This window comes from Pseudomonas sp. LBUM1668 (genome assembly GCF_059695715.1).
The window spans coordinates 830,471-852,756 of sequence record NZ_CP166787.1; the positions used below are offsets into that span (position 1 = coordinate 830,471).

Annotated in this window: 20 protein-coding genes and 1 other RNA gene; 8 read left to right on the plus strand and 13 right to left on the minus strand. The window is 57.3% G+C overall.

The features are described 5' to 3' along the window. Positions 1–31: 31 nt before the first annotated feature. From ACA061_RS03590 to ACA061_RS03635, 10 genes are all read right to left on the minus strand, one after another. Positions 32–958 carry a hypothetical protein gene (locus tag ACA061_RS03590; RefSeq protein WP_497300619.1) on the minus strand — a complete coding sequence of 309 codons (927 nt, stop codon included), beginning with the start codon at positions 956–958 and terminating at the stop codon, positions 32–34. 266 nt (positions 959–1,224) lie between these two features. Beyond that, positions 1,225–2,043: a PDZ domain-containing protein gene (locus tag ACA061_RS03595; protein WP_497300620.1), complete on the minus strand. Its 819-nt coding sequence runs from the start codon at positions 2,041–2,043 to the stop codon at positions 1,225–1,227. A 282-nt stretch (positions 2,044–2,325) separates the two neighbouring features. Further along, positions 2,326–2,718, minus strand: a transfer-messenger RNA (tmRNA) gene (gene ssrA, locus ACA061_RS03600). Between the two features lie 96 nt (positions 2,719–2,814). Then, positions 2,815–3,090, minus strand: coding sequence for a PA2433 domain-containing protein (locus tag ACA061_RS03605; RefSeq protein WP_150617082.1), 276 nt, complete (start codon positions 3,088–3,090; stop codon positions 2,815–2,817). 194 nt (positions 3,091–3,284) lie between these two features. Then, positions 3,285–3,569 (minus strand): PA2433 domain-containing protein, encoded by a 285-nt coding sequence (locus ACA061_RS03610; protein ID WP_210701346.1) that lies wholly within the window; start codon positions 3,567–3,569, stop codon positions 3,285–3,287. Positions 3,570–3,699: 130 nt separating this feature from the next. Further along, complete coding sequence (locus ACA061_RS03615; RefSeq protein ID WP_497300622.1) at positions 3,700–6,510, minus strand: FAD-binding and (Fe-S)-binding domain-containing protein; 2,811 nt, start codon at positions 6,508–6,510, stop codon at positions 3,700–3,702. Next, entirely contained in the window at positions 6,507–7,178 is a 672-nt protein-coding gene (locus tag ACA061_RS03620) for a LutC/YkgG family protein (protein ID WP_497300623.1), read from the minus strand. Before ACA061_RS03620 ends, ACA061_RS03615 begins: the two co-directional genes overlap by 4 nt. Continuing rightward, positions 7,178–8,632, minus strand: coding sequence for a LutB/LldF family L-lactate oxidation iron-sulfur protein (locus ACA061_RS03625; RefSeq protein ID WP_210554494.1), 1,455 nt, complete (start codon positions 8,630–8,632; stop codon positions 7,178–7,180). The genes ACA061_RS03620 and ACA061_RS03625 overlap by 1 nt, the downstream gene beginning before the upstream one ends. Then, complete coding sequence (locus ACA061_RS03630; protein ID WP_115147485.1) at positions 8,629–9,453, minus strand: (Fe-S)-binding protein; 825 nt, start codon at positions 9,451–9,453, stop codon at positions 8,629–8,631. The genes ACA061_RS03625 and ACA061_RS03630 overlap by 4 nt, the downstream gene beginning before the upstream one ends. A gap of 161 nt (positions 9,454–9,614) precedes the next feature. Beyond that, positions 9,615–11,309 (minus strand): lactate permease LctP family transporter, encoded by a 1,695-nt coding sequence (locus tag ACA061_RS03635; protein WP_497300625.1) that lies wholly within the window; start codon positions 11,307–11,309, stop codon positions 9,615–9,617. 261 nt (positions 11,310–11,570) lie between these two features. Here ACA061_RS03635 and ACA061_RS03640 point away from each other — a divergent pair, with 261 nt between their 5' ends. After that, on the plus strand, positions 11,571–12,338 hold the full coding sequence (locus tag ACA061_RS03640; RefSeq protein WP_150604102.1) for an FCD domain-containing protein: 768 nt from the start codon (positions 11,571–11,573) through the stop codon (positions 12,336–12,338). Positions 12,339–12,441: 103 nt separating this feature from the next. Here the strand turns inward: ACA061_RS03640 and smpB are convergent, their stop codons facing one another. Beyond that, complete coding sequence (gene smpB, locus ACA061_RS03645; RefSeq protein WP_007900551.1) at positions 12,442–12,924, minus strand: SsrA-binding protein SmpB; 483 nt, start codon at positions 12,922–12,924, stop codon at positions 12,442–12,444. Positions 12,925–13,043: 119 nt separating this feature from the next. Between smpB and ACA061_RS03650 the strand changes: the two genes are divergently transcribed. From ACA061_RS03650 to ACA061_RS03660, 3 genes are read left to right on the plus strand one after another with little or no spacing between them, the layout of a single operon-like run. Next, a complete protein-coding gene (locus ACA061_RS03650; RefSeq protein WP_497300627.1) occupies positions 13,044–14,447 on the plus strand; it encodes a sodium-dependent transporter in 1,404 nt (467 codons plus the stop codon). A 7-nt stretch (positions 14,448–14,454) separates the two neighbouring features. Continuing rightward, a complete protein-coding gene (locus tag ACA061_RS03655; protein ID WP_150604100.1) occupies positions 14,455–14,889 on the plus strand; it encodes a type II toxin-antitoxin system RatA family toxin in 435 nt (144 codons plus the stop codon). Continuing rightward, positions 14,882–15,196 (plus strand): RnfH family protein, encoded by a 315-nt coding sequence (locus ACA061_RS03660; protein WP_497300628.1) that lies wholly within the window; start codon positions 14,882–14,884, stop codon positions 15,194–15,196. The genes ACA061_RS03655 and ACA061_RS03660 overlap by 8 nt, the downstream gene beginning before the upstream one ends. 60 nt (positions 15,197–15,256) lie before the next feature. Here ACA061_RS03660 and ACA061_RS03665 read toward each other — a convergent pair whose 3' ends face one another. Further along, complete coding sequence (locus tag ACA061_RS03665; RefSeq protein ID WP_210701351.1) at positions 15,257–15,784, minus strand: outer membrane protein assembly factor BamE; 528 nt, start codon at positions 15,782–15,784, stop codon at positions 15,257–15,259. A 97-nt stretch (positions 15,785–15,881) separates the two neighbouring features. Between ACA061_RS03665 and fur the strand changes: the two genes are divergently transcribed. Next, positions 15,882–16,286, plus strand: a complete 405-nt coding sequence (gene fur, locus ACA061_RS03670; RefSeq protein WP_150595101.1) for a ferric iron uptake transcriptional regulator — start codon at positions 15,882–15,884, stop codon at positions 16,284–16,286. A 75-nt stretch (positions 16,287–16,361) separates the two neighbouring features. Here the strand turns inward: fur and recN are convergent, their stop codons facing one another. Then, positions 16,362–18,035 carry a DNA repair protein RecN gene (recN, locus tag ACA061_RS03675; protein WP_210701352.1) on the minus strand — a complete coding sequence of 558 codons (1,674 nt, stop codon included), beginning with the start codon at positions 18,033–18,035 and terminating at the stop codon, positions 16,362–16,364. Between the two features lie 242 nt (positions 18,036–18,277). Here recN and grpE point away from each other — a divergent pair, with 242 nt between their 5' ends. From grpE to dnaJ, 3 genes are all read left to right on the plus strand, one after another. After that, on the plus strand, positions 18,278–18,844 hold the full coding sequence (grpE, locus tag ACA061_RS03680) for a nucleotide exchange factor GrpE (RefSeq protein ID WP_042557580.1): 567 nt from the start codon (positions 18,278–18,280) through the stop codon (positions 18,842–18,844). Between the two features lie 102 nt (positions 18,845–18,946). Further along, entirely contained in the window at positions 18,947–20,863 is a 1,917-nt protein-coding gene (gene dnaK / locus ACA061_RS03685; protein WP_150617089.1) for a molecular chaperone DnaK, read from the plus strand. A 297-nt stretch (positions 20,864–21,160) separates the two neighbouring features. Next, entirely contained in the window at positions 21,161–22,285 is a 1,125-nt protein-coding gene (dnaJ, locus tag ACA061_RS03690; RefSeq protein ID WP_038357478.1) for a molecular chaperone DnaJ, read from the plus strand. Position 22,286: the final 1 nt, after the last annotated feature.

Consider the following 22,286-nt stretch of genomic DNA (forward strand, 5'->3'; position numbering starts at 1 on the left):
CTCTGTCTTGTCGACTGGAAAAGCGTCTCGCTCAATACTCCGTCACCTTGTCCTCACGCAAAATCCACCCTGCTTCTCCCGCCACCAACTTGTACTGAACCTGCCGCATCTTCCCCGTCCGGCCGGCACCCGCGTCGGCGCTGTCGTAAACCGGGAAGCGCTGCACGAGCGTGTTCTCCACCACGGCAAATGAATCTTCACCCTGATATCCGTCGGCGATTTTCGGGTTTTCGCTGATGGGCGGCAGATAGATTTCGCTCAGGGATTTTTTGTTGTTGGCGGAATAGGCGATCAGTTCGCCCGGCATACCGCGCCCGGGTGTGCGAGTGAAGACGTAGATCTCAGGTGAGCCGTCGTTATTCAGATCGCCAATCTCGGCGCGGACGATATTGCCGTTGAGCGTACGGGTCTGCACCGTGTTGTCGATTTCCAGGCCCTTGGGTTCGATGCGCACGATGGATTTGCCGTCGACCTGATCCGCTTTTACATGAAAGTGGATGCCCTGCAATTCCAGGTTCTGGTCGAATGCCGGGTTGTTATCCACAGCGTCGCCGTTGGCGAGGATCAGTGAAATCTCGTAGTCGGCCACTTCATTTCGCCGGGCAGCATTGCGCATGAGATAGACCTGCACCGTGTACTCGCCATCGGCGGGCAGCGAACCGAGAAAGTGATTGCCCGCCATCGAACCGTTGAACAGGGCGTAATCGGAATTTTTGGCGGTGATGTTGAAGTAGGCAGACGTGTTGGTGGGCTTGAAGTCCACGGTCAGTATCTGCCCAGCCTTGGCGTTGAGTTTGTACTCCGCCGTTTTATAGCCCTTGATCGACTGTTTGAACTGCACGCTGCCGTGGCCGCTTTTGTAGTTGACCTGCTGGATTCTTGGCGGGATGTCGGTAGTCGCGGCGTGTGCAGACAGTGAAAGTAGGGCAGCCAGTGCGGCGCCGAGCCAGATGTTCATGAGATTCCTTGGGTTATTGCCAGAGTGCTCCGAAGCATAGATCCGGGGCGGTACGCGCGTCCAACGGGGCTGGTGATCAAATCCCGATCTCCAATCTCCAGATGCGACAAAGCCCGCACTGGGCGGGCTTTGTCGTTGAGAGTTGGTGGGTCGGGGTAAGTTAAACTCGCGTCTAAAGCACCAGTAATCATTGATTCAATCCGAGATCAGTGATTATGGGGATACATCAGGGGATACAAGATGCTGGGATGTTCACCAAAGCTTTTTCAGTTGCCTACCTGAATGATTTTTTCAATTGCGCGGCCTTGTCTTATCAACGACATTTTTACGGCTTGGCCCTTCTTCAGAGAACCCATACGGCTGAACGCCTCTTGATTGGAAACTCTTTCCCCATCCATCGCTATGATCATATCGCCGGTGAGGAGATCCGCTCTGTATGCCGGACTGTCATCGACAATCGCAGTCACCACCACGCCCTGATTTGTTTCCAGCAACTGACGTTCAAGGTCGTTCAGGTTGCGAACGAATGCTCCAATCCGAAATCGACCTTTTACAAAGTAAATAGCGCCGTAATCAGAACGGTCAACGGTTACGGGGATGTACGTCGTGCTGCTCCCGTACGTGGTGGTCGTTGCGTTACCGTAAGCTGATACCGGGCCGCTTGGCCCGTATGCAGTAGCATTCGCGGTGGTGTAAGAGGTGTTTGTAGTGGGGGTAGTGATTGGCATGCTCGAAGTAACAGATCCCGTGTACTGCGGAATGAACACTAGAACTAGGTCTGCACCAACTGCCTGACCCTGTTTTATTGCTTCATCCTCGGAGACCCTCTCACCGCTGTTAAAACTCGACTCGCCAATGACCAGATACCCGCGTTTTGCGTACCTTGCCAACACTTGATCTGTGTCTCCAAATGCCGATCGTTCCACAGCAGGCATTAGCGGCGCGGCTGAGGCGCGAGTTGACGATATCGCTTCAGGGGTTGCGCCTGGGCTAGGGGTGTAGAATTCTTTGTATCCACTAGCACAACCAGCGATGCTGAGTGATGCGCCTATCGCCAACAGCAAATGGATAATATTCTTTCTCATACTTCCCTTCCCTTGCCCGAAAACGCTTAGCTACAGATCAGGGAGTATGGCGTAACGCCTTCACAAGACATAGATGCTCGGGCGGGCTTGCCGAGTGAGACGTGCTCAAGCGCGTTGAGCCGCGAGCGGGCGTATGACGATATTTCAAAATAGGGTTTTTGTTCGGTCGACAGAAGCGGAGAGGATGTTGTTGAAAAGCTGCTGAAGCGGGCGTGAATCCGCAACAATTTTCCAATCTCCAGATGCGACAAAGCCCGCACTGGGCGGGCTTTGTCGTTGAGTTGGTGGAGCCGGGGGGATTTGAACCCCCGTCCGCCAGTACTCCGCTGTCGGTACTACATGCGTAGCCGTTTCTATTAAGTTAACCCTCAGCGACCCGAAGGGCAGGGTGCTTTGGGCGAGTTGTGTAAGTTTTAGCCGCTTCGTCCACAACGTACTGCACGGCGATTCTGTTCTATATGACAATCATTTTGGGTTTACAGACATCCCCTGATGATTGCTGGACCCGAAGGTACCAGAAGGGAAGGCTAAGGCTGCTTACGCAGCGAGAGCGTATTCCCCGTAGGTTTCGTCATTGGCAACTATAAGAAGTTGCAACAGTGGATTTACGAGTTCTGTTACCAACTCGGCATGCACCTAAAGTTTCGCAACCGGCGTCGAATCCTAAACGGCCCCGAACTCATTGCTCTGTACATCTTGGTGAGCAACAAGCCTGCGCAGTGTACGCCAATCGGCGTGTAAGGCCAACCCGAAGGTTGGCCTTGAGGTATGTCAGTTACGTGTTGGGTTACGGATCTGCATTTTCGTCATGAGGCCCGAGGTGATCTCCACGCAATCCTTGTCGTTGCCGGCCGCTTGAGCCGCCAGGGCTTTTTCCTGATCAGCCTTGATGTTGTTCATGGATGTTTCAGGAAGGGATGGCTGACTGGTGACGAAGTCTTTGATGGCTTGAAGATTCCCGGCACAAAGGTCTTTGTCTGCCGCGAACACCGGCGACGTCAGCAGGGCACCAGCGATGAACAATCCAGCAATTGCAGAATGCTTCATGGGTATCTCCTTGAACGGTTGGTCTCGGTGCTGCCGGACGATCTGGCGGCGATGCCGAGTTCGTATCAGGCCGCGTTCGTTTCGGGCCTGTTCAATCGACCGCGACGGCACGCAGGAATTCGGTTTTTTTTACATCTGGTATTGAAATGCCATTCCCTTCAAATAACCGGTTAGGCCGACCGGAATAGATCGGCTCATGGTTGTTTGGCGTCACCCGAGGACTTATCGATTTCTAAAATGATTTGCGATGTTTCCGCAAGACAGTCGTCGATCCTGCCCTGAGCCTTGAGGGCTTGGGCTTTGCTCACGCTGGCCGAGACGCGCGCATTCAGATCGGGCGACGTTTGGTATTGCGACTTGGAGTTGTTGATTTTCTGCAAATTCGCTTCGCACAGGTCGCCAGGCTTTGAATCGGCGAAGGAAGTCGAGGCCATCATCGAGGCAGTAACGAACAGACCTAGCAGTACAGAATGCTTCATTTTTTTCTCCTTGCACTGAGGAATCCGGACTTCGCTGACCGTGAGAACGGGCCATCGAAAGGAGGACAAACCCCGATTATTCGGGGCTTGTTCAGTGGACTACCGTCTCGCGCAAGGGTTCTGATTTTCTTCAGCAGGCCCTCGCTCGAGTGACCCGATCAACCAGATAAACCAGGCTGTGATAGTCGATTCCACCATGTTGTGTCAGCCCGATTTCGCACGTGCGACTCGTGGAAATCCCCTCACTGCAATGCTGCACCGCGTCCTTGAGTGTGCGCAGCGAGTGGCTGTTCAGTTCCGGCGTGGTAAAGCCCTTGTCCCCTGCGAAACCGCAGCAATGAATGCCTTCCGGAATCACCACGTTGTTGCTGCACTTGCGCGCCAGATCAATCAACGCCTGGCTCTCACCCAAATGCTGAGTGCTGCACGTTACGTGAACGGCAATCGGCGCATCCTGAGGAGTGAAATCCAGCCGATCGAGCAGATGCGTACGAATGAAACGCACTGGGTCGTACAGGTCCAGGCGAACATCTCCCACGTCCTGCACCAGCCGCAGCGTGCACGGACTGGTGTCGCAGTAGACCGGATCTAGCCCGCCGCGACTGGCGTGGAGTAACGCGCTGATCAGCTCCTGACGCTTATGTTCGGCCTGTTCGGCATAGCCTTTGGAGGCGAATGGTTGGCCGCAGCAAAGGCTGTCCTGATTGTCGGGAAAGACCACTTGGTAACCGGCCTTTTCCAGCAGCCCACGGGTTTTGTCGTACAGCGACATCTGCTCTTTGTCACCCGCCGCCGGCCCCATGACCCGCGAGACGCACGCTGCCAGATAAACCACGCGCGGACGTTCGTCCGACACGCTCGGACTGAAGCGAATGGCTCTCTCCGGTTGCGGCATCGCGTTTGTCCACAACGGCACCTGTCCCTTGGACAATCGGGTCAGGCTCGCTGATAACTTCGCCAGACGCGGCGCGCCCATCAGCATTCGCGCGCCGTTGGCCACATGCAGAGTAAAGCGCGCGCCTTGCAGCGTCTTGGCGAAATTTCCTTCGATCCAGTCGGCGGTTTTCTTGTGCGTTGCGTGTCGGCCGCGAAGCTTTTTCACCAGCTCGCCGGTATTGATGCCTACAGGGCAGCGTTGCGCACACAATCCGGTGGCAGCGCAGGTTTCGATGCCTTGGTACTCGTAGGCTTTCTCCAGTTCAGTGGTGTCGATGCCTGCGCGTTTTTTCGCCTGAATATCGCGCCAGATCACGATGCGCTGGCGCGGGGTCAGGGTCAGGCCTTTCGACGGGCAAACCGGTTCGCAGAAGCCGCACTCGATGCACTTATCGATAATCTCGTCAGCCGCCGGCAGCGGTTTCAGATGCTTGAGGTGGATCTGCGGATCTTCGCTGAGCACCACGTCCGGGTTGAGAATACCGTTGGGGTCGAGCAGGCGTTTGAGCTGCCACATCAGTTGGTAGGCGTCGCTGCCCCATTCCAGCTCAACAAACGGTGCCATGTTGCGTCCGGTGCCGTGTTCGGCCTTGAGCGAGCCGCCGAACTCCACCGCCACCAGTTGCGCGACATCGTCCATGAACGCTTGATAGCGTGCGACTTCTTCCGGGTTGTTGAAGCCTTGGGTGAAGACGAAGTGAAGATTGCCTTCCAGCGCATGTCCGAAAAGGATCGCCTCGTCGTAGGAATGTTTTTCGAACAGTTCGATCAAGCGGTTTACGCCGATTGCCAGTTGTTCAACCGGGAAGGTCACGTCCTCGATGATCACCGTGGTGCCGGTTTTACGTACGGCGCCGACGGCGGGGAAGGTGTCCTTGCGGATCGCCCAGAGGCGGGCGTTTTCAACTGGGTCTTCGCTGAAGTCGACCTGCTTTTCTACCGGGAAGCTGCTGATCGACGCCATGATCTGCGCCAGTTGTTCCTGTAGCAGCGTGGAAGAGGCGGCGCGGGATTCGATCAGCAGGGCGCAGGCATTGTTCGACAGCTGCTGTACGAAAGCGGGCATGCCCGGTTTGTCCTGCACCGAGCGCAGGCTGCGTCGATCCAGCAGCTCTACCGCTGACACTGGCTGGCTTTTCAGCACGGTGACTGCGTTGCAGCAGGTTTCCACATCCGGGAACACGATCAGCGCTGAAGCCTTGTGCGGATGATCGATGACGGTGTCGTAAGTCACCGCGCTGATAAAACCGAGCGTGCCTTCGGAGCCGACCAGCAGGTGGCTCAAGATATCCACAGGCTCGTCGAAATCCACCAGGGCGTTGAGCGACAGGCCTGTGGTATTTTTCAGACGATATTTGTGGCGGATTCTGGCAGCCAGTTCGGCATTGGCGCGGGTCTCGCGGCTCAACGTCGCCAGGCGTTCAAGCAGATCACCATGGCTTGCACGAAACGCCGCGACGCTGGCGGCGTCTTCAGTATCAAATCGCGTGCCGTCGGCCAGTACCAAGCGGATGCCGGCCAGTGTGTGATAAGTGTTTTGTGCGGTGCCGCAGCACATGCCGCTGGCGTTGTTGGCGACGATGCCGCCGATTTTGCAGGCGTTGATCGAGGCCGGGTCCGGGCCGATCTTGCGTCCGAATGGCGCCAGCCACGCGTTGGCCTGTGCGCCGATCACCCCCGGTTGCAGACGGATTTGCGTGCCTTGGCCGCGTATTTCGCGAGCGTTCCAGTTATCCCCAAGCACGATCAGCACCGAATCGCTGATCGCCTGCCCGGAGAGACTGGTGCCGGCCGCGCGAAAGGTCACCGGTACGTGATCGCGCTGCGCCAATTGCAGCAGCGTTACCACTTCATCTTCGGATTCAACGCGGATCACCAGCTGCGGAATCAGTCGATAAAAACTGGCGTCGGTGCCGAAAGCCAATGTCGACAGCGGATCGTCGAAGCGGCGATCCGCCGGAATCAGTTGTTGCGCATCACGCAGGAAATTCGCCGGAAGCGTCATTGGTCCTCCAGGATCAAAACCACCAGGTCTTTCGGACCGTGGGCGCCGTAGGCCAGCACTTGCTCGATGTCAGCGGTTTTCGACGGGCCGGACACCAGCAACGCGTTGGTCGGCATGCCTTGGGCCCAGTTGAATTCCTGCTGCACTTGGTAGAAGTTGTCGCGGATTTCGCTGGCCTTGAGCAGGGCGAAATGTACGGGCGGTACCAGGCTCATCAGGCGCGGTTCTTCGCGGGTTGGCCAGAGAATCAGGCTGCCGGTGGCGGCAATGGCACCCAGGGTGCCGGTGAGGCTGGCCGGGGTGTCGTTGAACAGCTCGGCTTTCCATTCTTCCATCGGCCGGTCGTAGGATTTCAGTGCCGGCAGATCAGGATTGTTCGCCCAGTGTTCAGTGATTTTTGCACCGTGTGGCGTAGTTGGTGCGATCAACAGGCTCGGCAGCTGACGGTCGTGCAGCAATTGTGCGAGCAGTGCAGGCCATTCTTCGCCAGATGTCAGATGAATCTCGGTATGGACCGCTTCCATCAATTTGCGCAATTGCGGAATGCGCTGTTCGGCGCTGTAGGTGTACGGCTGAGTTACCAGTTCTACATCGAAATCGTCAGCAATCGGCGTGGCGCCGGTCAGACTTTTCCGCAGTTTGGCGAGGATATTTTGCTTGGCGCTCATCAGCGGTCTCCCTGTTTGGCCAGATGCTCGCGGGCCATGTCGTGCAGTGAGCGGGCGGCGGGTTTGGGTGCGCTGTGATTCTGCGTCCATGGGCCGACATTGTTTGGCGTGAGGGCGCGCAAGCGCGTGGCGAAAAAGCCGAACAGCCGATACAACGTTGGCGAGCTATTGAGCCTGGCCCATGCGTTCCAGATAAAGCGTTCCTTGCGCGAATACTTGCTGCCCTGACCGCGCATCACTTGATGAGGGCTGTCCGGGGCTTTGACGTTTTCTTCGCGTAGGCGACGTAGCAATGCGGGGATAGGAATTTTTACCGGACACACTTCACCGCAGGCACCGCACAGCGAAGACGCACTCGGGTGATCCGGCACCTTGGCCAGACCGACCATGTGTGGGGTGATGATTTTTCCTATAGGGCCGGGGTAAACCTCCCCATAGGCGTGGCCGCCGATTCGCGTGTAGACCGGGCAATGATTCATACAGGCGCCGCAGCGAATGCAGCTCAGGGTCTGGCGCAATTCGCTGTCGGCAAAGGCCTGGCTGCGACCGTTGTCGAGCAGCACCAGATGCACTTCTTGCGGGCCGTCGAGTTCATGCTCCTTGCGCGGGCCGGAGATCATGTTGACGTAAGTGGTGATCGGAATGCCCAGCGCCGAACGGGTCAGCAGCGATAACAGCGGCACCACGTCGCGCAGGTTTTCGACGACTTTTTCGATGCCGGTGACGGCGATGTGCACCGGCGGCACAGTGGTGGTCATCCGGCCGTTGCCTTCGTTTTCCACCAGCAGCAGGGTACCGGTTTCGGCCACGGCGAAGTTGACGCCGGAAACGCCGATGTCCGCTTCGAAGAATTTCTGCCGCAAGACTCTGCGACCGATCTGAATGAGTTGGTCAACGTCCTTGGTGTATTCCACGCCAAGTTTGTCGTGGAACAAGGACGCGACCTGACCGGCATTCTTGTGGATCGCCGGCATAATAATGTGTGAAGGCTTCTCTTGGTCGAGCTGGACGATGTATTCCCCCATGTCGGACTCCAGACATTCAATGTCTTGAGCCTCGAGGAAATGGTTCATTTCCATCTCTTCGCTGACCATCGATTTGCCCTTGATCACTTGCCGCGCCTCGTGAGCACGGATGATCGATAAGACGATGCCATTGGCCTCGTCCACCGTTTCCGCCCAGTGCACTGTCACACCGTTGCGGGTCAGGTTCTGTTCCAGTTGCTCGAGCAGGTCGGGCAACTTGGAGAGCGCGCGGGCTCTGATCGAGTTGCCCAGTGCGCGCAAATGTTCTCTTTCGTGGGCATCGCCAAAAGCCGCTGCCCGCTTGGTCATCAGTGAATCCATGGCAGTGCGGAAATTGTTCCGTAACTGCGGGTCACCCAAAGCGTTGTGCGCCCGGGTGCGGAAATCTTCTTCTACGGCGACCGTAGGAATAATCGCGGAAGTGCTCATTGCGCACCTCCGGTTCTTTGCCACAGGAAACTGGCCAGATGTTGGCCGCGCAACGCTTCCTGTTGTTTCTCCAGCGAGCCGTTGATGTTCATCAAACAGCCGCAGTCAGCACTCAAAATCCTGTGTGCGCCGGATTCCTTCAACGCCCGGGTCTTGTCAGCCACCATCGCGCCGGAAATATCTGGCATTCGGACGCTGAATGTCCCGCCGAAGCCACAGCATTCGCTTTCGTGGTCGTGGTTGACCCGTTCCACATTGCTCAACTGCGCCAACAACTCGCGGCCGTGCAGGTGGGTGTTCATCTCGCGACGCGCAGAACACGACGTGTGCAGCGCGACTTTTACCGGCTCGCCGCTGTCCTTGAGCTGCACTTTGCAGACGAACAGCAGAAACTCTGCCAATTCGTAGGTTCGTGCCGCGAGGGCCTGAACCTGTTTCAAGGTTTCTGGCTCGTCCTTGAACAAGTCGGCGTAGTGTTCGCGCAACATCCCGGCGCAGGAGCCCGATGGCACCACCACCGGATAATCCCCGGCGAACAGCGCCAGCTGCGAGCGCGCCACCGTCCGCGCCTGCTCGGTGTAACCGGAGGTGTAGGCCGGTTGTCCGCAGCAACTTTGCCCTTGCGGGTACTCGACCCGAATCCCTTCGCGCTCCAGCAAGTGGATCGCGTCCATCCCGGCTTCGGGGTAGAACAGGTCGACCACGCACGTCCCGAACAGGTAGACCCGCGACGGTTTCTCGCTGGGGTATTGCCGAGGTTCGGGCAGTGGCGGTGCCACGCGGGTCGCGTTCGGCACAGCGTTGTAAAAAAGCTCGCTCATCAGGCGTGTCTCCGGGTTGTCCCGGTTATCCGTCCGCTGAGGCTGCTGAATATAAAGAGCGTTGCTTTCAGCAGCCTTACAGACCGGGTTGTGAATTGCTGACGCCGGAATCACGAACCGGCGTCGGTTATTTCCATGTTGCTTGTAGTCTTCTTGTAGGTTTAGTGCACCAGCATGCCAGTGAGCCAGTAGGCTTGCGCCAGCGTGATCAGGCCGACGATCGTTGCAAAGAATAGGCTGTGCTTGAGGGTGAAGCGGAACAGATCCGACTCTTTACCGACCAGACCGGTCGCAGCGCAGGCCACAGCAATGGATTGCGGCGAGATCATCTTGCCGGTGACGCCGCCGCTGGTGTTTGCCGCGACCAGCAGGGTGTCGTTGACGCCGATCTGGTGCGCGGTGGTGGCTTGCAGCGAACTGAAAAGGGCGTTGGACGATGTGTCGGAACCGGTGAGGAATACGCCCAGCCAGCCCAGGAACGGCGAAAAGAACGGGAACGCTGCGCCAGTACCCGCCAGCACTAGAGCCATGGTCGAGGACATGCCGGAATAGTTGGTGACGAACGCGAAAGCCAGCACCATGCCAATCGACAGAATAGGCCAGCGCAGTTCGTAGAAGGTCTCTTTCAAAGTGGTCAGACCAGTTTTGAAATTGATCTTCAGCACCAGCATCGAGATCAGTGCGGAGAAGAAAATCGCCGTGCCGGTCGCGGAAATCGGGTCAAGTTTGAACACGGCTGGAATGGCGGTCGGAGCGGCCACGATCGGTGCAGTTTTGATCACCAATTGATCAAGATGCGGAATCGCGAAGTTGAACACCCACGCGTACATCGAGCCACCAGCGGCGAACATGGCTTTGAAAGGCTTGAGCGTCCAGATCGTCACCAGCACGGTGAGGATCAGGAACGGCGACCAGGCGATGAAAATCTCCCAGAGGCTGTAAGGGGAAACCGCGGTGGCGCGCTTCTGGCCGAAACCGCCGACGCTGCCGGTGATGGCGGCGCTGGAAGTCGCGCCGGCGATTTGTGCGCCAGCGGTACGTTTTGGCTGCCAGACTTTCAGGAACAGGGTCAGGGAGATCAGGCTGGCCAGGGCCGAGGTGATGTCCGGCAGTTCCGGGCCGATGAAGTTCGAAGTGAAGTACTGAGTAATGGCAAAGCTCAGGCCCGCAACCAGTGCAGCCGGCCAGGTTTCACGCACGCCGCGCATGCCGTCCATCATGAACACCAGCCAGAACGGCACGAATAGCGACAGCAGCGGTAGCTGGCGACCGGTCATGGCGCCGATTTTGAAGGCGTCGATACCGGTGACCTGGCCGGCCACGATGATCGGAATCCCCAGGGCGCCAAATGCAACCGGCGCGGTGTTGGCGATCAGGCACAGGCCTGCGGCATACAGCGGGTTGAAACCCAGGCCTACAAGGAGTGCAGCGGTAATCGCGACCGGCGCACCGAAACCGGCGGCACCTTCCAGAAATGCACCGAAGCAGAAACCGATCAGCAGCACCTGCAGGCGCTGGTCATCAGTAATCGACAGTACGGAGCTGCGAATAACTTCGAACTGACCACTTTTGACTGTCAGCTTGTACAGGAATACCGCCGCGACAATGATCCAGGCAATCGGCCACAAACCATAGGCAAAACCATAACCGGCAGCGGCAAACGCCATGTCGACCGGCATCTGGAAAGCGAAAATGGCCACGGCGATGGACAAGGCGAGCGTGATGCTACCGGCCACATGACCTTTGAGGCGGAACACCGCCAACGCGAGGAAGAAGAAAACGATGGGAATGACGGCCGCGAGTGCGGAAACGCCGAGACTGCCGAGCGGGCTGTAGATCTGTTGCCAGGTTTGCATATGGGGTGGCCCCTAATTGTTGTTGGTCAGGCACTGTCAGCGTTCTTGGTTAATTGGTAAGACCAATTTACAATCGCTGTTGGCTAGGGTAAAAGCCTTGATATGGGTGTGTCAATTTGTCGCCCTGAAACTTTTGTCGAATAAGCGGTGCAGAAGTCATCTGATCCGTTCGAGCGAGCGTTTTCTGGTAGGTGTCGTGATGGCGCCGATAGGCCAGAATAGAGAGCCCGGCGAGCGGTCGGGCTCGTGGAGAAGTGAGTTATGGGGTTTGATCAGATACGTCAGCGCCGTTTGTCTGACGATATTGTCGAGCGGCTCGAGGGGATGATCCTCGAGGGCACGCTGAAGTCCGGTGAGCGGCTGCCGGCTGAGCGCACGCTGGCCGAGCAGTTCGGGGTTTCGCGTCCATCGTTGCGCGAAGCGATTCAGAAGCTGGCCGCAAAGGGTTTGCTGATCAGCAAGCAGGGCGGTGGCAACTATGTGGTGGAGTCGCTGGGTTCGACGTTCAGCGATCCGCTGCTGCAACTGCTCGAAAGCAATCCGGAGGCGCAGCGCGATTTGCTGGAATTCCGGCATACCCTGGAGGCATCGTGCGCCTATTACGCTGCATTGCGCGCAACCGATGTGGATCGCGAACGGCTGACTGCGGCGTTTGAAGAGTTACAGGACTGTTATTCGCGTCATGACGAAGTGAGCCGGGCGGAAGAGGGTGCGGCGGATGCGAAGTTTCATCTGGCGATTGCCGAGGCCAGCCACAACGCCGTGTTGTTGCACACCATTCGTGGGTTGTTCGATCTGCTCAAGCGTAACGTCGTGACCAACATCGGCGGCATGTATAAGCAGCGCACGGAAACCCGCGACATGCTGATCACCCAGCATCGAGAATTGTATCTGGCGATTATTGAGGGACGTGCGGAGCAGGCACGGGAGGTTTCCAGTCGCCACATTTTGTATGTGCAGGAAGTGCTGGAAGAGGTGCGGCAGGAAGTTCAGCGCATGGCTCGGGCGGAGCGGCGCAAGGGAATGTGATTTTTTAAGCAAAAGATCGCAGCCTGCGGCAGCTCCTACACGGGGATTCGTATTTCCCTGTAGGAGCTGCCGCAGGCTGCGAGCTTTGCTTTTGGGGGGAAGACTAGTCTTCCTTGCCCTTGTTGCGCACCGCGCGCTGCAACTCACGACCGGCGTCGCGTTCGCGCTCGGTATCACGCTTGTCGTATTCCTTCTTGCCCTTGCCCAAAGCAATCTCGCACTTGACCATGTGCTTGCTCCAGTACCAGGACAGGCATACGCAGGCGTAACCCTTTTGCTGCACTGCCGCGGCGAGTTTTTCCAGCTCGCGGCGGTTGAGCAGCAACTTGCGCGTGCGCGTCGGGTCAGCGATGACGTGGGTGCTGGCGGTCATCAGAGGCGTGATGTGACTGCCGAGCAGCCAAGCCTCGCCATCCTTGAGCAGCACGTAACTGTCGACCAGTTGCAGCTTGCTTGCCCGCAGACTTTTTACTTCCCAGCCGGCCAGGACCAGACCAGCCTCGAACTTATGCTCGATGAAGTAATCGTGTCGCGCCTTTTTGTTCTGCGCGATGGTCCCTGTTGGGTGTTTCTTCTGTTTAGCCATAGGGGCGGCATTATATGGAGATAAACGGCTGTCGGCTACGGTGATGCTGCGTGCTTGAGCAGGTTGAGTGAATCCCGGACAATGCGGCCTCTTTTTCTAACGCTTGGGCGTGATAAACGATGTCGACAGACAAGGTTTCTGTCCACGGCAGTTGGGCTAGCCGCTGGGTATTCATACTCGCCGCGACCGGTTCGGCCGTGGGACTGGGTAGTATCTGGAAGTTTCCGTACATGGTCGGAGTCTACGGCGGCGGCGCCTTTGTGCTGATGTTTCTGGCATGTATCGCGTTGATCGGGATCCCGGTCATGCTGGCTGAAACCCTTATCGGCCGCCGCGCGCGGCAGAGTCCGGCCAATGCTTTGAAGGTGCTGGCGGTGGAAGCCGGGCATTCGGGCAAGTGGTCGTGGGGCGCCTTCGCCGGGATGATCACGGCGTTGTTGATCCTGTCTTTCTACAGTGTGGTCGGCGGCTGGTCGCTGGACTACATCATCGATATGGGCCGTGGCGACTTTCAAGGTGCCACGGCCGCTCAGGTCGGTGCCTACTTCGGCAATGTGATCGCTGATCCGTGGCGCCTGACACTTTGGCACACGATTTTTATGCTGCTTTCAGCGCTGGTGATCGCCAAAGGCGTGGTCGCCGGGCTTGAACGCAGCCTGCGAATCATGATGCCGTTGCTGTTTGTGATGATTCTGGTGCTGCTCGGCTACAGCATGAGCACCGGGCATTTCATGGAAGGCGTGCATTTCATGTTCGACTTCCACCCGGAAAAAGTCCTCGACGGATTGCTCCCGGCGATGGGCCATGCGTTCTTTTCGCTGAGCGTGGGCGTCGGTTCGATCATGATCTACGGCGCTTACATGCCGAAGAATTCATCGCTTTCTGGCACGGTCGTCGGTGTGGCGCTGCTCGATACGTTTGTATCGCTGGTGGCTGGTCTGGCCTTGTTCCCAATCGTGTTTGCCGCGGGCCTGAACCCGAGCGAAGGCCCTGGCCTGATGTTCGTCAGTCTGCCATTTGCCTTTGGTAACGTAGCGTTCGGTCAGTTGATGGGGGTAGTGTTCTTCGTACTGGTGGCGGTTGCCGCCTGGAGTTCGGCGATTTCCCTGCTGGAGCCGATGGTCGCGTACCTGGTTGAACGCACGAAAATCAGCCGCGCCTGGGTCACATTCTGGTTGGCTTTTACCTGCTGGTTCGTCGGTTTGGGCACTGTGTTTTCCTTCAATATCTGGAAGGAAGCCAAGTTTTTCGTGAACGAAGGCGGGATGTTCCATCTCTATCAATGGGGTGCGGCAAGCGGTCTGGACTTCTTCGGCGTGATCGATTTCTTCACCTCGCGGATCATGTTGCCACTCGGTGGTTTGTGTTTCGTGTTGTTTGCAGGCTGGGTGATGGGCCGTGAAGCGGTGCGCGACGAATTGTCGATCCGCAATCCGGCGCTGTTCGCCCTGTCCCTGTTCCTGATGCGCTATGTGGCGCCCATCGGCATTCTTGTAGTGTTTGCCGCTCAGCTCTGGAAGTAACGCTTACATGACGACACATATTCAACGATCGGCGCTGCTGCCTTACCCGGCGCAATTTCTCTACGACCTGGTCAATGACGTGGCGCGTTATCCGGAATTTCTGCCGTGGTGCTCGTCTGCCGAGGTGTTGGAGAGCTCGGCTGAGCATATGCGTGCAAGTGTCGGCGTGGCCAAGGGCGGCCTCAGTCAGCATTTCGTGACGCGCAATACGCTGGTGCCGGGGCAATCGATCGAGATGAACCTCGAAGAAGGCCCGTTCAATCAGTTGCACGGCGTCTGGGTATTCAAGGTGCTGAACGAGAAGGCCTGCAAGATCAGTCTCGATCTGTCGTTCGACTACGCAGGGCCGATTGTGCGTGCCACGCTGGGGCCGCTGTTCAATCAGGCTGCGAACACGCTGGTGGATGCATTCTGTCAGCGTGCCAAACAGATGCATGGTTGAGTCGGTGATCGAAATAGAGGTCGTGTATGCGGCCGTTGATCGTCAGGTCTTGCGCACGGTCAGTGTTCCCGAAGGGGTAACGGTACGTGATGCCTTGCTCAAGTCCAGAATTGGCGACGAGTTCCCTGAGCTTGATCTGGCGGAATGCCCGGTAGGGATCTTCGGCAAAGTAATCGCTGATCCAGAGGTTCGCCTTATTCAGGCTGGGGATCGCATCGAAATTTACCGACCGTTGCTCGCCGATCCGAAAGAGGTGCGGCGTTTGCGTGCTGCCAAGGCAGCTGAGGCGAAAGCTCGAAATCAGTAGGAAGCCAAACGGCAGACAATAAAAAACCCGGAATTTCCGGGTTTTTTATTGCGTCGCAAATTATTGCGGCGAGGTGTCCAGCGGCTCTGGCGTCGGAACCGGAACGGTTTCTACACCATCAACGTCCTTCTGGATCTGATCCAGCAGGGAGCCTGGCTTGACCGGTTTTTCCGGTGTTGGCTTCTCGGCGTTTTCAGCAGGAGCGGCCACGTTGGTGCCACTGTCCTTGCCGAGAATCGCTTCGTCACGGCTCACGCCCGGCATAAAGTCACCGGACAGGCTGACGAGCTGGTCGTTCGAGTTGAAAATAACACTCATGCGTTCCTGCTGACGTTCACCGCCACCAGGTTGCAGGCTATACAGATAATCCCAGCGATCGGCATGGAACGTGTCGGCAAGCAGAGGGTTGCCCATGATAAACCGTACTTGCGGCCGGGTCATTCCCGGGCGTAACTGGTCTATCATGTCCTGCGTGACGACATTGCCCTGCTGGATGTCGATTTTGTAAACCCCGGGGAATGAACAACCGGCGAGTGCGAGCAGTCCCACAAAGGTGAAACTGGTTAGCAAGAGCTTGGTGTTTTGCATCGGTGGGCGACTTCCACTATCTTGGCTGGGACAACGTAAACGCCGATCATACCCGTATTAAGAGAAGCTGCGAAGCAGCATCGCGAGAAAGCTGACCATGGTTGAAAATAGCGAACTACGCAAAGCTGGCCTCAAAGTGACCCTGCCACGGGTCAAGATCCTGCAAATGCTCGACTCTACAGAGCAGCGTCACATGAGTGCCGAGGACGTCTACAAGGCGTTGATGGAAGCGGGCGAGGACGTCGGTCTGGCCACGGTTTACCGTGTTCTGACCCAGTTCGAAGCCGCTGGCCTGGTGGTCCGTCACAACTTCGACGGCGGCCACGCTGTGTTTGAATTGGCCGACGGTGGCCACCACGACCATATGGTCGACGTGGAGTCCGGTGAAGTGATCGAGTTCTTCGACGAAGAAATCGAAAAACTTCAGAAGTCGATCGTCGAGAAGCATGGCTTTGAGATGGTGGATCACAATCTGGTGCTGTACGTACGCAAGAAAAAGTAAGCATGTCGCGCGAATTTCAGGTTCGCGAAACGAGCGAAGGCGACCCAAGGGTCGCCTTCGTGCTTTCTGCCATTCTTAAACTTTTGCGGTGACGACCATTTTCTTCGCGTGCGCCAGAGACTCTTTGGTCAGATCGATACCGCCCAACATCCGTGCCACTTCTTCTATACGGTCGTTCTTGCTCAGCTTGGAAACGGCGGTGTGCGTTGCCTCTTCCCCGCGTACCTTGTGCACGAACAAGTGCTGATGCCCCTGAGCCGCCACTTGTGGCAAGTGCGTGACGGTCAATACCTGACCGCGCTCACCGAGTCGGCGCAATAACTGGCCGACAATTTCAGCCGTGGGGCCGCCAATGCCCACGTCGACTTCGTCAAACACCAGGGTTGGAACACGAGAGGTCTGCGCGGTGATTACCTGGATTGCCAGGCTGATCCGCGAAAGCTCACCACCGGATGCGACTTTCGCCAGCGCCTTCAGCGGCTGGCCGGGGTTGGCGCTCACCAGCAATTCGACTTGTTCGAGGCCATTAGGCAAGAGTTCGTCGCTGCTGTTGGCGCGCAGCTCAATGGTGAATCGACCGCCAGGCATGCCCAGACGCTGAATCTCCAACTCCACCGCACTAGCCAGGCTGCCGGCTGCCTGATGGCGCAAATCGCTCAGCTCCCGTGCCTTTTCCTGATAGTGGCGGGCATAGGAGGCCAACTCTTCGCCCAATCGCTCAATGGATTCGTCATTGGCATTGAGCGTTTCGATTTCATCCAGCAGTTTTTGCTGCATTTCACCGACTTCTGTCGGCTGGATCCGATGCTTGCGCGCCAGCGTGTAAATGGCGTCGAGGCGCTCTTCCAGATATTGCAGGCGTGCCGGGTCGGCATCGAAGTTATCGAGGAAGCGATTGAGCTCACCGACAGCCTCTTCGACCTGAATCTGTGCGCTGGTCAGCAAACTGCTGGCTTCGCCGAGGGCCACAACGGAATTGTTCACGCTCGACAGGCGATTGAGGCTGGCGGTCAGTGCATTCAGCACATTGCCGGAATCACTTTCGCTGCATTGTTCGACCACTTGTCGGCAAATGCCGAGCAGGGTTTCAGCATTGGTCAGGTTCTTGTGTTCCTGTTCCAGCTGTTCGAGTTCGTTATCGCCGAGCCCGAGGTTTTCGAGCTCTTCGAGTTGGTAGCTGAGCAGTTGATGGCGAGCGCGTTGTTCGTCGCCGGAGTTGGAGAGACGCTCCAGCTCCTGGCGAGTCTGACGCCAGCGCTGCGCCGCCAGTTGTACCTGGCGGGCGAGGTCGGTCGCGCCAGCGTATTCGTCCAGCAGGCGACGATGGGTATCGGTTTTCAGAAGAGACTGGTGTTCGTGCTGGCTGTGGATATCGATCAGTAATTCGCCAAGCGACTTTAAATCGCCTAGCGGGCAGGGCGTACCGTTGATATAGCCACGAGAGCGTCCTTCCGAAGTAATGACCCGGCGCAAGATGCACGGACCGTCGATGTCCAGATCGCGCTCGGCCAGCCAGGCGCTGGCTTCGGGGATATCGGCCAGGTCGAAGGTTGCCAGGATATCGGCCTTGTCGGCGCCCGGGCGGACGACTCCGCTGTCGGCACGATCGCCAAGGGTCAGGCCCAGGGCGTCGAGCATGATCGACTTGCCGGCGCCGGTTTCCCCTGTGATCACGCTCATCCCGCGATCAAGTTCAAGATCGAGATGTTCAACGATGGCGTAGTTATGTACGGACAGGTGCACCAGCATAAAGGCCGCTCCCAGGCTTTAGGTCTGGTTATTTATACAGTGTTTTGTTTGGCGCTGACAATGCCCTCACTTAGGTCGATTCGCTTGAGCGTTTCAAATGCTTAGCTCATCGAGGAATGAAAAAAAGCAGCACTTTTTTGTAGGGTTAATGCTTGAGCCCCCTTGAAGCCTGATTTTGCGGCCCCATATATCGGGACAGAAGCGCGAGTCGAACTCGCGGACGATATTGAAAGGAGAATTCTATGGCTGACGAACAGACAGTAGATAAGCAAAACCCAGAAGCCAATCAGGCGCCCGAGGGTTCGGGTGACGACCTGGCGACCCGTGTACAAGTGCTCGAAGAGCAATTGGCCGCCGCGCAGGATCAGTCTCTGCGTGTTGCTGCCGATCTGCAGAACGTCCGTCGTCGTGCCGAGCAGGACGTGGAGAAGGCGCACAAGTTTGCGCTGGAAAAATTCGCCAGCGACCTGCTGCCGATCGTCGACAGTCTGGAGCGCGGCCTCGAGTTGTCGAACCCGGACGACGAAAGCATCCGTCCGATGCGCGAAGGCATCGAGCTGACCCTGAAAATGTTCCACGACACCCTCAAGCGTTATCAGCTTGAAGCGATCGATCCGCATGGCGAACCGTTCAACGCCGTTCAGCATCAGGCAATGGCCATGCAGGAAAGCGCAGACGTCGAGCCGAACAGCGTTCTGAAGGTGTTCCAGAAGGGCTATCAGCTCAACGGTCGCCTGCTGCGCCCGGCCATGGTCGTGGTCAGCAAGGCGCCAGCGCCAGTTTCGCCTTCTATTGATGAGCAGGCTTGAAATTAGCCGCAAGGCCCCCATTTAGAAGTCAAGCGTTTAAGTGCTACCGCAGTCAGCCACCACTGCTGCGGCATCCAAATCCAAAGTTTCGGGAGAGTTAACATGGGCAAAATTATCGGTATCGACCTGGGGACTACCAACTCCTGCGTCTCCGTGCTGGAAAACGGCAAAGCAAAAGTTATTGAAAACGCTGAAGGCGCGCGTACCACGCCGTCGATCATCGCTTACGCCAACGATGGCGAAATTCTGGTTGGTCAGTCTGCCAAGCGTCAGGCAGTCACCAACCCGCACAACACTCTGTACGCCGTAAAGCGTCTGATCGGTCGTCGTTTTGACGAAGAAGTTGTGCAGAAAGACATCCAGATGGTGCCTTACAAGATCGCCAAGGCTGACAACGGCGACGCTTGGGTTGAAGTGAACGGCCAGAAAATGGCACCGCCACAAATCTCGGCTGAAATCCTGAAAAAGATGAAGAAGACCGCCGAAGATTATCTCGGCGAGGAAGTCACTGAAGCAGTGATCACTGTTCCGGCCTACTTCAACGACAGCCAGCGTCAGGCGACCAAAGACGCCGGCCGCATCGCGGGTCTGGACGTTAAACGTATCATCAACGAACCAACCGCAGCCGCTCTGGCTTACGGTATGGACAAGGCCAAGGGCGATCACACCGTGATCGTTTATGACCTGGGTGGCGGTACTTTCGACGTTTCCGTGATCGAGATCGCTGAAGTTGACGGCGAGCACCAGTTCGAAGTGTTGGCCACCAACGGTGACACGTTCCTGGGCGGTGAAGACTTCGACATTCGTCTGATCGACTACCTCGTTGACGAATTCAAGAAAGAAAGCGGCATGAACCTTAAAGGTGACCCGCTGGCCATGCAGCGCCTGAAAGAAGCCGCTGAGAAAGCCAAGATCGAGCTGTCGTCCGCTCAGTCGACCGACGTCAACCTGCCGTACATCACTGCAGATGCCACCGGTCCTAAGCACTTGAACGTGAAAATTTCGCGTTCCAAGCTCGAAGCACTGGTTGAAGACCTGGTTCAGCGCACCATCGAACCTTGCCGCATCGCCATGAAAGACGCAGGTCTGGACGTTGGCGCGATCAACGACGTGATTCTGGTCGGTGGTCAGACCCGTATGCCGCTGGTACAGAAGCTGGTTACCGATTTCTTCGGTAAAGAAGCGCGTAAAGACGTTAACCCGGACGAAGCTGTTGCCATGGGTGCTGCCATCCAGGGCGCCGTTCTGGCCGGTGACGTGAAAGACGTTCTGCTGCTCGACGTCAGCCCGCTGACCCTGGGTATTGAAACCATGGGCGGCGTGATGACCGCGCTGATCGAGAAAAACACCACGATTCCTACCAAGAAATCGCAAGTGTTCTCGACTGCCGACGACAACCAGGGCGCCGTGACCATTCACGTCCTGCAAGGCGAGCGTAAGCAAGCCACGCAGAACAAGTCCTTGGGCAAGTTCGACCTGGCCGACATTCCACCTGCACCACGTGGCGTGCCGCAGATCGAAGTAACCTTCGACATCGATGCAAACGGCATCCTGCACGTTGGCGCGAAAGACAAGGCCACCGGCAAGACTCAGTCGATCGTGATCAAGGCCAACTCCGGTCTGTCCGACGAAGAAATCGAGCGCATGGTGCGTGACGCCGAGGCGAATGCCGAGGAAGACCGCAAGTTCGAAGAGCTGGCTGGCGCCCGTAACCAGGGTGATGCACTGGTTCACTCGACTCGCAAAATGATCGCTGACGCGGGTGACAAAGTTACCGCCGAAGAGAAAACCGCGATCGAAGCTGCCGTGGTTGCTCTGGAAGCCGCTGTGAAAGGCGACGACAAGGCTGCCATCGAAGCGAAAGTCGAAGAGCTGTCGAAAGTCTCCGCTCCGGTTGCTCAGAAGATGTACGCCGAACAGGCTCAGCCTGCTGAAGGCGCAGCACCGCAAGACGAGAAAGCTGAAAAAGCCGACGATGTTGTCGATGCTGAGTTCGAAGAAGTTAAAGACCACAAGTAAGTTGTTGGTCGGCCGGTTGACTGCCTTCAGGCGGTGACTGGTAGGATGTCGCCGCGCGGGAGCTTGCTCCCGCGTTGGCGTATCTGGAATACGCGAATTTTTACAGCATGCGACAAGGCTCGCGTGTTGGTGGTATGGCCGGGAATGCTCCTGCTTTTCGCGCCGAAAGTACCGCATGAATCAAAGACCAGGATCGTTGAATTGACGTGAGTTGGGTCCGGGCCTGTATTGGGGCTCAACGAGTTTGGCCATCCTCAGGAGGGGTTTGCCGAACGTCCTCAAGAGTGCGAAGAACTTATGGCAAAGCGTGATTATTACGAAGTGTTGGGTGTTGAGCGTGGCTCAAGCGATGCGGACCTGAAAAAGGCCTATCGCCGTCTGGCGATGAAGCATCACCCGGACCGTAATCCCGATGACAAAGCATCGGAAGAACTGTTCAAAGAGGCCAATGAGGCCTACGAAGTGCTGTCCGATTCGAGCAAGCGCGCGGCGTACGACCAGTACGGTCATGCAGGCGTTGATCCGAGCATGGGCGGCGGCGGTGCCGGTTTCGGCGGTCAGAACTTCTCTGACATCTTTGGCGATGTATTCAGTGATTTCTTCGGTGGCGGTCGCGGCGGTTCCCGTGGCGGCGCCCAGCGTGGCAGCGATTTACGCTACACCCTGGAGCTGAATCTGGAAGAAGCGGTGCGCGGCACCTCGGTGAATATCCGCGTGCCGACGCTGGTCAATTGCAAGCCGTGCGATGGCTCGGGCGCCAAGAAAGGCTCGTCGCCTTCGACGTGCCCGACGTGCGGCGGCATCGGTCAGGTGCGCATGCAGCAAGGTTTCTTTTCGGTTCAGCAGACCTGCCCGCGCTGCCATGGCCAAGGCAAGATCATTTCCGATCCGTGCGATTCCTGCCACGGCGACGGTCGTGTCGAAGAGTACAAAACCCTGTCGGTCAAAGTGCCGGCCGGCGTTGATACTGGCGACCGCATCCGTCTGTCTGGCGAAGGCGAGGCGGGAACTCAGGGTGGTCCGACTGGCGACCTGTACGTGGTCATCAATGTCCGCGAACACGACATCTTCCAGCGTGACGGCAAGCATCTGTTCTGCGAAGTGCCAATCAGCTTTGTCGATGCAGCGCTGGGCGGCGAGCTGGAGATTCCGACCCTCGACGGTCGCGTCAAGCTGAAAATTCCTGAAGGCACCCAGACCGGCAAGCAATTCCGCGTGCGTGGCAAAGGCGTTGCTCCAGTGCGTGGCGGCGGTGCGGGCGATCTGATGTGCCGTGTGGCTGTCGAGACCCCGGTCAATCTGAACCGTCGTCAGCGTGAATTGCTGGAAGAGTTCCGCAGCTCGCTGGCCGATGACAACAGCCACTCGCCGAAAACCACCGGTTGGTTCGATGGTGTAAAGCGCTTCTTCGGCGATTTGTAAG